Origin of the sequence: Mesorhizobium sp. M1406 (assembly GCF_040317555.1) — a bacterium.
In the GTDB taxonomy this organism is placed as follows: Bacteria; Pseudomonadota; Alphaproteobacteria; order Rhizobiales; family Rhizobiaceae; genus Mesorhizobium.
The window spans coordinates 1-10,915 of record NZ_JAMYKW010000105.1 but is presented as its reverse complement, the minus strand read 5'-3'; the positions used below and the strand labels follow the sequence as shown (position 1 = coordinate 10,915).

The 10,915-nt window shown below is 62.4% G+C and carries 11 protein-coding genes and 1 pseudogene; 9 read left to right on the top strand and 3 right to left on the bottom strand.

Features of this window, described 5'->3' with window-relative positions:
- Positions 1 to 146 precede the first annotated feature (146 nt).
- Genes NKH03_RS33170 through NKH03_RS33155 form a run of 4 tightly spaced genes read left to right on the top strand, consistent with a single transcriptional unit; the run spans position 147 to position 4,710 of the window.
- Positions 147 to 2,033 (top strand): ABC transporter ATP-binding protein, encoded by a 1,887-nt coding sequence (locus NKH03_RS33170; protein WP_352973111.1) that lies wholly within the window; start codon positions 147 to 149, stop codon positions 2,031 to 2,033.
- A complete protein-coding gene (locus NKH03_RS33165) occupies positions 2,030 to 3,913 on the top strand; it encodes an ABC transporter ATP-binding protein (RefSeq protein WP_352973109.1) in 1,884 nt (627 codons plus the stop codon). Before NKH03_RS33170 ends, NKH03_RS33165 begins: the two co-directional genes overlap by 4 nt.
- Before the next feature lie 4 nt (positions 3,914 to 3,917).
- Entirely contained in the window at positions 3,918 to 4,397 is a 480-nt protein-coding gene (locus NKH03_RS33160) for a GNAT family N-acetyltransferase (protein ID WP_352973107.1), read from the top strand.
- Position 4,398: 1 nt separating this feature from the next.
- On the top strand, positions 4,399 to 4,710 hold the full coding sequence (locus NKH03_RS33155) for a DUF6665 family protein (protein ID WP_352973105.1): 312 nt from the start codon (positions 4,399 to 4,401) through the stop codon (positions 4,708 to 4,710).
- A 57-nt stretch (positions 4,711 to 4,767) separates the two neighbouring features.
- On the opposite strand, the gene NKH03_RS33150 is transcribed toward NKH03_RS33155, so the two are convergent.
- Genes NKH03_RS33150 through NKH03_RS33140 form a run of 3 tightly spaced genes read right to left on the bottom strand, consistent with a single transcriptional unit; the run spans position 4,768 to position 5,827 of the window.
- Positions 4,768 to 5,112, bottom strand: a complete 345-nt coding sequence (locus tag NKH03_RS33150; RefSeq protein WP_352973103.1) for a cupin domain-containing protein — start codon at positions 5,110 to 5,112, stop codon at positions 4,768 to 4,770.
- Positions 5,113 to 5,117: 5 nt separating this feature from the next.
- Positions 5,118 to 5,537 (bottom strand): type II toxin-antitoxin system VapC family toxin, encoded by a 420-nt coding sequence (locus NKH03_RS33145; RefSeq protein ID WP_352873896.1) that lies wholly within the window; start codon positions 5,535 to 5,537, stop codon positions 5,118 to 5,120.
- Positions 5,537 to 5,827, bottom strand: coding sequence for a type II toxin-antitoxin system Phd/YefM family antitoxin (locus tag NKH03_RS33140; protein ID WP_352973101.1), 291 nt, complete (start codon positions 5,825 to 5,827; stop codon positions 5,537 to 5,539). Before NKH03_RS33140 ends, NKH03_RS33145 begins: the two co-directional genes overlap by 1 nt.
- A gap of 259 nt (positions 5,828 to 6,086) precedes the next feature.
- Here NKH03_RS33140 and petA point away from each other — a divergent pair, with 259 nt between their 5' ends.
- From petA to NKH03_RS33115, 5 genes and pseudogenes are all read left to right on the top strand, one after another.
- Entirely contained in the window at positions 6,087 to 6,647 is a 561-nt protein-coding gene (petA, locus tag NKH03_RS33135; protein WP_352873894.1) for a ubiquinol-cytochrome c reductase iron-sulfur subunit, read from the top strand.
- 16 nt (positions 6,648 to 6,663) lie between these two features.
- Positions 6,664 to 7,965, top strand: coding sequence for a cytochrome b (locus NKH03_RS33130; protein WP_352873893.1), 1,302 nt, complete (start codon positions 6,664 to 6,666; stop codon positions 7,963 to 7,965).
- 89 nt (positions 7,966 to 8,054) lie between these two features.
- Positions 8,055 to 8,927, top strand: a complete 873-nt coding sequence (locus tag NKH03_RS33125) for a cytochrome c1 (protein ID WP_352973099.1) — start codon at positions 8,055 to 8,057, stop codon at positions 8,925 to 8,927.
- Between the two features lie 180 nt (positions 8,928 to 9,107).
- A pseudogene (locus NKH03_RS33120) lies at positions 9,108 to 10,249 on the top strand (alpha-hydroxy acid oxidase).
- Positions 10,250 to 10,258: 9 nt separating this feature from the next.
- The gene (locus NKH03_RS33115; protein ID WP_352973097.1) at positions 10,259 to 10,804 is read left to right on the top strand and encodes an adenine phosphoribosyltransferase; all 546 of its coding nucleotides are present in this window, start codon (positions 10,259 to 10,261) and stop codon (positions 10,802 to 10,804) included.
- The last annotated feature ends 111 nt before the right edge of the window (positions 10,805 to 10,915 follow it).

Genomic DNA, 10,915 nt, shown 5'->3' with positions numbered 1-10,915 from the left:
GTTTAAACACCCCGCACTTTTTTTCCCCCTACGCCGCGCCGCGGGTGGTTCTCGTCCGGCCCGTGGGGCCCTCGGCGCCATGCGTTCCGGCGACTTCGTACGTTCGCGCGCCGCATAGGCGGAAGACAGATTTGTGAGCATGAGCCATGTTGTTGTTTAGCTGGTTTGAAAGACGGCTCGATCCGTTCCCCGCGGCGGAACCGGTCGAGCCGCCCAGGACGCTGGTAGCCTTCTGCGTGCATTATACGCGTGGCGCGTGGCCCTATATCCTTCTCGACGCGGTGCTGGTGACGGCGATCGCGATCGCGGAAGTGTGGATGTTCGGCTTCCTCGGCCGCATCGTCGACTGGCTGTCGGGTCTGAATCGCGAAACCTTCCTGCAGACGGAAGCCTGGAAGCTTGCCGGCATGGCCTTCATCGTGCTGTTCGCGCTGCCGGGCACGGTATGGCTGCATTCCCTGCTCAACCAGCAGACGCTGATGGGCAACTATCCCATGCGCATCCGCTGGCAGGTGCACCGCTACCTGCTCAAGCAGTCGATGAGCTTCTACCAGGACGAGTTCGCCGGCCGCATCGCCACCAAGCTGATGCAGACGGCGCTCGCCGTGCGCGAATGCGTCATCAAGCTGATCGATGTCCTGAACTACGTCATCGTCTATTTCCTTGGCATGCTGGTCATCGTCGGTTCGGCCGACTGGCGGCTGGCCGCGCCGCTCGGCGTCTGGCTGGTCGGCTACATCCTGTTGCTGCGCTATTTCATCCCGAAGCTGGGCAAGGTCGGCGAGGAGCAGGCCAATGCGCGCTCGACCATGACCGGCCGCGTCGTCGACAGCTACTCCAACATCCAGACGGTCAAGCTGTTCAGCCATGCACGCCGCGAAGCGTCGTTCGCGCGGGAAGGCATGGCCGGCTTCCTGCAGACCGTCTACCGGTCGATGCGGCTGGTGACGGTGCTTTTCGGCCTGCTCTACATCATGAATTCGCTGCTGCTGTTCTCTGTCACGGCGATGGCGCTGTGGCTGTGGCTCGGGCAGTCGGTGACGATCGGCGCGGTCGCCGTGGTCATCGGGCTGGTGCTCAGGCTATGGGGCATGTCGCAATGGATCATGTGGGAAATGTCGGGCCTGTTCGAGAATATCGGCACGGTGCAGGACGGCATCGCCTCGATCTCGTTGCCGCGCCTGGTCGAGGACCGGCCGGGGGCGAAGGACATCACCGTTTCCAGGGGCGAGATACGCTTCGAGGATATCCGCTTCCACTACGGCAAGCGGAAAGGGGTGATCGAGAACCTGTCGCTGGCGGTGAAGCCGGGCGAAAAGGTCGGTATCGTCGGCCGTTCGGGCGCCGGCAAGTCGACGCTGGTCAATCTCCTGCTGCGTTTCTACGACCTGGAGAGCGGAAAGATCCTGATCGACGGCCAGGAAATCGCCGATGTGACGCAGGATTCGCTGCGCGCCCAGATCGGCATGGTGACGCAGGACACATCGCTGCTGCATCGTTCGGTGCGCGAGAACATCCTCTATGGCCGGCCCGATGCCTCGGAAGAGATGCTTGTCGAGGCAGCGCGGCGCGCCGAGGCGCTGGATTTCATATCAGGGCTTTCGGACGCCAGCGACCGCAAGGGCTTCGATGCCCATGTCGGCGATCGCGGTGTCAAATTGTCCGGCGGCCAGCGGCAACGCATCGCCATCGCTCGCGTTATGTTGAAGGACGCACCTATACTTATCCTTGACGAAGCGACCTCGGCGCTTGATTCCGAAGCCGAGGCGGCGATCCAGGAGAATCTCTACAAGCTCATGCAAGGCAAGACCGTCATCGCCATCGCGCACCGGCTGTCGACCATCGCGGCGATGGACAGGCTGGTGGTGATGGACAAGGGCCGTGTCATCGAGGAAGGTTCGCACGAGGAACTCGTCGCCCAAGGCGGGCTCTACGCGCAGCTCTGGCAGCGCCAATCGGGCGGGTTCCTGCTTGAGGACGTCCCGACCGATGTCGCCAATGACGCACTTGCAAAGGGCCAAGCTGCCGAATGATGACTGCCGTCTATCGCTGGTTCGAGAACTGGGTCTACCCGTTCAGGGAGCCAGCCAGCCTTCGGCCACCGACCAGCGTCGGCGGCTTTCTCTGGCACTATGTCGGCCAGGCAAAGTTCGCCTTCTTCGCGATGCTGGTGATCGGCGGCATCGCGCCCCTAGTCGAGGCCGGCCTGTTCTACTTCGTCGGGCGGCTGGTCGACATTCTCGACCAGCTTCCCGCCGAGCGCAGCTGGCATTCTCTGTGGAACGCCGCCGGCCCTGAATTGGTGTTCATGATCGCGGTGGTGCTGGTCATCCGCACAATCGTCGTCGGCCTGTCGGCGCTGGTCGACGAACAGACGATCACGCCCGGCTTCTACAATCTGGTGCGCTGGCAGGCGCATCGGCACGTGTCGCGCCAGTCCTACGCCTTCTTCCAGAACGATTTTGCCGGCCGCATCGCCACCAAGGTCTGGCAGGCGGGCCAAGCGACCGGCGACCTGATGGAAAGCTTCATCGAGGTCGTCTGGTTCATGATCGTCTACACGGTGACGACGCTGGCGCTGGTCGCTGGCCTCGATCTCAGGCTGGCGGTGCTGGTGGTGATCTGGATTTCCGCCTTCGGCTGGCTGGCCAAGTTCTATCTGCCGGCGATCCGCAAGCATGCCGAGCAAACCGCCGAGGCCGGCTCGATGATCACCGGCCGCATCGTCGATTCCTATTCCAACGTGCAGACGCTGAAACTGTTCTCGGCCGACGGCGACGACCACTACATCAAGAATGGCTTCGACATCTATCTCGACGCGCTGCGCCCCTTCACGCGCCGGCTGACCGGCGTGCGCATGGCGCTGACGACGCTGTCGGGCATCATGATCACCGCGATCGGCTGCTTTGCCGTCTATCTCTGGGTCGAGGGCTCGATCACCGTTGGGGCGGTCGCCTTCACGCTGTCGCTGGTGCTGCGGCTCAACATGCTGCTCGGCCGGCTGATGATGCAGCTCAACAGCATATTGCGGAACCTCGGCGTGCTGGAAAATTCCAAGGCGCTGATCTCGCAGCCGCTCGGCCTGGTCGATGCACCCGACGCCAAAGAGCTCGTGGTGGCCGGCGGGCGCATCGCGGTGAAGAACGTCGAATTCCATTACGGCAAGGGGTTCGGTGTTCTCAACGGCGTCGACCTCGTCGTGCGGCCGGGCGAGAAGGTCGGACTGGTCGGCCCGTCGGGCGCCGGCAAGACGACGCTCGCCAATCTGATCCTGCGCCTCTACGACCTGGAAGGCGGGTCGATCACCATCGATGGTCAGAACGTCTCCGATGTCACGCAGAATTCGTTGCGCGCCAATATCGGCGTCGTCAGCCAGGACACGGCCCTGTTCCACCGTTCGCTGCGCGACAACATCAAGCTCGGCATGCCTGACGCGACCAACGCCGAGGTGATCGTGGCGGCGAAAAAGGCCGAAGCGCACGAGTTCATCCTTGGTCTGCGCGACAACAGGGACCGCGCCGGCTACGAGGCCTTCGTCGGCGAGCGTGGCGTCAAACTGTCGGGCGGCCAGCGCCAGCGCGTGGCGATCGCCCGCGTCTTCCTCAAGGACGCGCCGATCCTGATTCTCGATGAGGCGACCTCGGCGCTCGATTCCGACATCGAGGCGGCGATCCAGGAGAATCTGGCGCGGCTGATGGAGAACAAGACGGTCATCGCCATCGCCCACCGGCTGTCGACGATCGCCACGCTCGACCGGTTGGTGGTGCTCGACGGTGGCCGCATCGTCGAACAAGGCACGCATGACCAATTGGTCGTGCTAGACGGGCTTTATGCGCGGCTGTGGAAGCGGCAATCCGGCGGGTTTCTTTATCACGAGGACAGCGTGCTCGAAGAGACACGTCCGGCGGAGTAGCTCCATGGCTAAATCGCCAGAGATCGGCCCCGGGGTCCACTATGTGCTCAAGCGGCTCCGGCCAACCACGCCGGCCTTCGATGCGCTGAGGCAGGAAAGCCGGTCGGAAAGCTACTGGATGCTGGTGCGCCTGGCGGATGATTGGGCAAGCGGCCGCAACAAGTTCCTGAGCCGCGGCGAGGCGCTGTACGGTACCTGGCATGGAAGGGAACTCGTCGGCGTGTGCGGGCTGAACATCGATCCATATTTCGAGGGCAGGGGCCATGGCCGGGTTCGGCACCTGTTCGTCAGTGCGCGCCACCGTCGCACCGGCCTCGGCCGGATGCTGGTCGAGACCGTTATCGACAGGACGCGTCACCATTTCGCCGTGCTGAACACACGCGCGCCGCGAGAAGCCTTCGGTTTCTACGAACGGCTTGGCTTTCAGCGCGTGGAAGGCGAAGAATTCGTCACACACCGCATGGTCTTCGGGAAAGGAAGCTGAAATGTCCTTGCGTCCGCCATCTCATCTAGCCGGCGCTACCGCTGCCGAAGCCGCCTTCGACGCGCTCGGCCATGAAATTCTCGCCGAGAAGGCGGCCGCACTCGGCCGTGCCGGTCAACGGGTCGAGGAAACGCTGGCCAGGCTGCGCGACAATGCCGAGGAGCAACTGCGCGCCCGGCTGCTCAAGGAGGCAGCCGAGGCGGTGCACGGCTATTTCATCCAGCGCGAACTGTGCGGCTTGCGTAGGCATGACGCCGTCATCCGCGAATACAACATCCCGAAGGCCGTGCTTGCGAGGCTCGGCGCCAAATAACTCTGTCTTTGACCATGATCTTTCCGAAAACCGGTTCCCACTTTTCGGGATCATGGTCTATTCAAGCCATTCGGTGATGAAGCTGCCGTTCTCGTGGATGTCGGTCGTTTCCAGCGGGCCCGGACCGAGATTGGTGAATTTGTGCGGCGTGTTGGGTGGCACGATCAGGATCTGGCCGGAGGAAGCTTCGATCTCCTTGTCGCCGACCGTGAACAGTCCGGTGCCCTGACGGATGATGAAGATCTCTGCGTAGGGATGCGTGTGCAGCCGAGGACCGCCACCGACATCGGGCAGGTAGTTGAAGATCAGGCAGGAGTTGGAGCCGTAGGCGCCGCATTGCAGCTCGCCCTTCCAGCGGTCGGCGCGAACAGCCCAAGTGTCGCGGTCTATGATATGTGCCATGCCGTCTAACCCTTCGCCGGTATCCACGGATTGAACAGTTTCACGCCGGTATCTTCGAAATCCTTCGTGTTGCGGGTCACAACCGTCATGTTGTTGACCAGCGCGGTCGCGGCGATATACGCGTCGCGGTCTGGCTTGGGATCCGGGACGTGGAGCGGCGCGCAGCGAAGCGCAACAGCAAGATCCACGGGCAGTATGCGCTCTGCGATTTCGGCAACCAATCCGTCTACCCAGGCGCGCAGAATCGCTCCTTTCCTCTTGTCCTTTCGCTCCGCTCTGAGGGCGCCGATCTGGGCTTCAAGAATACTGACGGCCGAAACATGAAACTCACCTGGATTTCGGCCTTCTGCCCAGGCCCGAACGTTCGGGTCGCATCGGTCTCTCCGCCTGAGTTCGGAGAGGACATTGGTATCTAGTAGATACATCAGTCGAACTCGGGCGGGCGCAGGGACAAGCTCTTGAGTTCGGGTATGTCGAAATCAAAATCCGCTTCCGGTCTATCATCGGCCAGAACGTCCGCGAGGCTTCTATGTTTCTCTGGCCTGCCCAAGGCCTTCAGTTTCTCATATTCCTCCATCGACATCAGCACATGGGAGGGCTTGCCACGGTCGGTGATGATGACCGGCCCATTCTTGGCTGCCCGTTTGGCGTGCGCCGTGTCCTGGTTGAATTCACGGCTCGACACGATGGTGACCGTCTTCGTCGAGATGTTCATTTCAGCACCTCCGTCGAGAAGATGTAGACATATTGCTACATTTAGCCAAGCACGTCAAATCCATCGCTGCGCGGAACGCCCGCGACAATCTGCCCTTGTGCCTTGATCCGTCTGGACAAAAACGGGCTTCACGCATAAACCGAGGTCCAAATGCCGGAGGAATTCGCAAGCCTGTTCGCCATGCGCTGTCGGGTTGGCGTAATCGAGCGGGAACAAGGCTCAGCCACCGGCACGGAAGAGGCGAAAGGATCAGGCACCCGTGAGCGCAACCGACACCCAGGATCCCAACCGTCGTGATTTTCTCTACGTCGCCACCGGCATGGCCGCAGTGGTCGGCGCGGGTGCCTTCGCGTGGCCGTTCATCGACCAGATGCGTCCCGATGCCTCGACGCTGGCGCTCGCCTCGGTCGAGGTCGACGTCGCCTCGCTGACGCCGGGCATGTCGCTGATCGTCAAGTGGCGCGGCAAGCCTGTCGTGGTGCGCAACCGCACGGAACAGGAAATGAAGGACGGCGAGGCGGTCAATCTGGGCGACCTCAAGGATCCGATCGCCCGCAACGCCAACCTGCCGGCCGACGCGCCGGCGACCGACGCCAACCGCACCACGCCCGGCAAGGAAGCCTGGATGGTGATGGTTCAGGTCTGCACGCATCTCGGCTGCATTCCGCTCGGCCAGGAAGGCGATTTCGGCGGCTGGTTCTGCCCATGCCACGGCTCGGTCTACGACACGGCCGGACGCATCCGCAAAGGCCCTGCGCCGGAGAACATGGCAGTGCCGGTATTCAAGTTCATTTCCGATACCAAGATCCTTATCGGTTGAGGCAGGGGATATTTCGATGAGCGAGGGACACTCGACCTATACGCCCAAAACCGGTCTCGGACGCTGGTTCGACGCCCGCATGCCGCTGCCGCGGATGGTCTATGACAGCTTCATCGCCTATCCGGTGCCGCGCAACCTGAATTATGCGTGGACCTTCGGCGGTATCCTGGCGATCATGCTGGTCGCACAGATGCTGACCGGCATCGTGCTGGCCATGCACTACACGGCCGACAGCAATCTTGCCTTCGGCTCGGTCGAAAAGATCATGCGCGACGTGAATTCGGGCTGGCTGCTGCGCTACCTGCATTCGAACGGCGCGTCGTTCTTCTTCATCGCCGTTTATATCCACATCTTCCGTGGCCTTTATTACGGCTCCTACAAGGCGCCGCGCGAGCTGCTGTGGATCCTCGGCTGCATCATCTACCTCCTGATGATGGCGACCGGCTTCATGGGCTACGTGCTGCCCTGGGGCCAGATGAGCTTCTGGGGCGCCACGGTCATCACCGGCTTCTTCACGGCCATTCCGCTGGTCGGCGACTGGATCCAGCAGCTGCTGCTCGGCGGTTTTGCCGTCGACAACCCGACGCTGAACCGCTTCTTTGCGCTGCATTACCTGCTGCCGTTCATGATTGCCGGCGTCGTCGTGCTGCACGTCTGGGCGCTGCATGTCGTCGGCCAGTCGAACCCGACGGGCATCGAGGTCAAGTCGAAGACCGACACCGTTGCGTTCACCCCTTATGCGACCATCAAGGACGCGTTCGGCATGCTCGTATTCCTGTTCTTCTTCGCCTATTTCGTCTTCTACCTGCCGAATTATCTCGGCCATCCCGACAATTACACGGTCGCCAACCCGCTGAAGACCCCGGCCCACATCGTGCCGGAATGGTATTTCCTGCCGTTCTACGCCATCCTGCGCGCCATCACCTTCAATATCGGGCCGATCAACTCCAAGCTCGGCGGCGTTCTGTGCCTCTTCGGCGCCATCGTCATGCTGTTCCTGGTGCCGTGGCTCGACACCTCGAAGGTACGCTCGGCGGTCTATCGGCCCTGGTACAAGCTGTTCTTCTGGGTCTTCGTGGCCGATGCCGTCCTGCTCGGCTGGCTGGGCTCGCAGCCGGCGGAAGGCAGCTATGTGTTCATGGCGCAGATGGCGACGCTGGTCTATTTCGCCTTCTTCCTGGTCGCGCTGCCGGTGCTCGGTCTGATCGAGACGCCGCGAAGGCTGCCGAACTCGATCACCGAAGCGGTGCTCGAGAAGAACAAGGGCGGTGTCGGACATCCGGCGGGCGCCACGGCCGCACCAGAGACCAAGGGCTGAGCATGATCCCGAAAAGTGGGAACCGGTTTTCGGACAAGATCATGCTCAAACAGGAAGACAGACCGGTAGAGAATCTAAGGGGATTTGGCATGAAAAAGATTCTCACCTCGCTGGCGCTGATCGGCCTTGTGGCCGCCGGCACCGAGGCAGCAAGCAATTGGGCTGTCGCCGCCGAAGAGGCACATAACGCGGCCAATCCAACGCATTTCCCGATCAACGAACCGAAGGAAATGAGCTGGAGCTTCACCGGCCCGTTCGGCACCTATGACAAGGCGCAGTTGCAGCGCGGCCTCAAGGTCTACAAGGAAGTCTGCTCGGCCTGCCATTCGATGAACCTGGTGGCCTTCCGCACGCTGTCGGACCTCGGCTATTCCGATGCCCAGATCAAGACGCTGTCGGCCGAGTACACCATCCATGACGGCCCCAACGACGCCGGCGACATGTTCGACCGTCCCGGCAAGCCGTCCGATCATTTCCCGGCGCCCTTCGCCAATGACGAGGCCGCCGCTGCCTCTAATGGCGGCGCTGCTCCGCCCGACATGTCGCTGCTGGCCAAGGCGCGCGGCGTCGAACGCGGCTTTCCGCAATTCGTCTTCGACATCTTCACCCAGTACGACGCGGGCGGCCCCGACTATATCCACTCGCTGCTGACCGGCTACGACCAGACGCCTCCGGCCGGCATGGTCATCCCGGAAGGCACCCACTACAACCCGTACTTCATGTCCGGCGTGTCGCTGAAGATGCCCAAGCCGCTCTCCGACGGCCAAGTGACCTATGATGACGGCGCGCCGCAGACCATCGACCAGTATTCCCGCGACGTTTCGGCCTTCCTGGTGTGGGCCGCCGAGCCGCACATGGAAGATCGCAAGAAGACCGGTTTCCGCGTGCTGGTGTTCCTGTTGCTGTTCGGTGCGCTGGTCTATCTCACCAAGCGCAAGGTGTGGGAAGGCGTGGCACATTAAGCCACAAAGCCAAACGATCGCAAAAGGGCGCCGAGGGGCGCCCTTTTTGCTGAACGGAGCCGGCGACCTGGTGGTCAGGTGCGGTCTGTCGAACAGGTCCGTTGGCACGGCGCCCCGTGGTATGCCACACAGCATCCTTGACGAAAGAACTGTCGACGGCACGATGTTTGGATTTCGATGATGCGGCTCAGCGACTGTCACAACTTTTCCGATTTCCGCCGCATGGCGCAGCAGCGGCTGCCGGGGCCGATCTTCAACTACATCGACGGCGCGGCAGATGATGAGGTCACCTATCGCCGCAACACCGAAAGCTTCGACACCTGCGACCTGGTTCCCAACGTCCTGCGCGGGGTGAGCGAGATCGATATGTCGGTGACGGTCATGGGCCAGAAGCTGGCGATGCCGTTCTATTGCTCGCCGACCGCCTTGCAGCGGCTGTTCCACCATCAGGGCGAGCGCGCGGTCGCCAAGGTCGCCGCCAAATATGGCACGATGTTCGGCGTCTCCTCGCTTGGCACCGTCAGCCTCGAAGAGGCGCGCCGGATCAGCAGCAGCCCGTCTATCAGTTCTATTTCCACAGGGATCGCGGCCTCAATCGGGCGATGATGCAGCGGGCAAAGGCGGTTGGCGTCGAGGTGATGATGCTGACCGTTGACAGCATCACCGGGGGAAACCGCGAGCGCGACAAGCGTACCGGCTTTGCCATTCCCTTCAAGCTCAACCTGGCCGGCATGCTGCAGTTCGCGCTCAAGCCGGCCTGGGCGATCAACTATTTCACCCATGAGGGGTTCAAGCTGCCGCAGCTCGACGAGCATATCGATATGGGAGGCGGCACGATGTCGATCAGCCGCTACTTCACCGAGATGCTCGACCCGTCGATGACATGGGACGACGTCGCCGAGATGGTCAAGCTGTGGTCGGGTCCGTTCTGCCTCAAGGGCGTCATGTCGGTGGAGGATGCCAGGCGTGCCGTCGATATCGGCTGCAGCGGTATTGTGCTGTCGAACCATGGCGGCCGGCAGCTGGATGGCTCGCGGGCGGCGTTCGACCAGCTTGCCGAGATCGTCGATGCGGTCGGTGACAGGATCGACGTCATCATGGATGGCGGCGTGCGGCGCGGCACGCATGTGCTGAAGGCGCTGTCGCTCGGCGCCAAGGCGGTCGGCGTCGGCCGCTATTATCTGTTCCCGCTGGCAGCGGCCGGCCAGCCCGGCGTCGAACGGGCGCTTGAACAGATGCGGGTCGAGATCGAACGCGACATGAAGCTGATGGGCTGCAGTTCGATCGAACAATTGTCGCGCAACAACCTCCGTTTCAGGTAATCTCGAACCATGAAATCCTCACTAGAAGACACGCTGCTTGCCGCGATCCGCACCATTCCGGACTATCCCAAGCCCGGCATCCTGTTTCGCGACATCACCACGCTGCTCAGCAATGCGCGCGCCTTCCGCCGCGCCATCGACGAGCTGGTGCATCCTTATGCCGGCCAGAAGGTCGACAAGATCGCCGGCATCGAGGCGCGCGGCTTCATCCTCGGCGGCGCCGTCGCACATCAGCTCTCGGCGGGTTTCGTACCGATCCGCAAGAAGGGCAAGCTGCCCTTCGAGACGGTGCGCGTCGCCTACAGCCTGGAATACGGGCTGGACGAGATGGAGATGCACAAGGACGGCGTTTCGCCCGGCGAGAAGGTGATCCTGGTCGATGATCTCATCGCCACCGGCGGCACAGCGGAAGCCGCGGTCAAGCTGCTGCGCCAGATCGGCGCGGATATCCTCGCCGCCTGCTTCGTCATCGACCTGCCGGACCTCGGCGGCCGCGCCAAGCTCGAAGCGCTCGGCGTGCCGGTGCGGACGCTGATCGGGTTTGAGGGGCATTAAAGGGGCGCTCTTCCTTCTCCCCCTGTGGGCTAGCGTGCGCACACATTTGCTTCGGGTTGATTTTGCGAGGCGAGAACGAAGCCGTCTGTGATGGCGTTGAAGCGTCTGAGG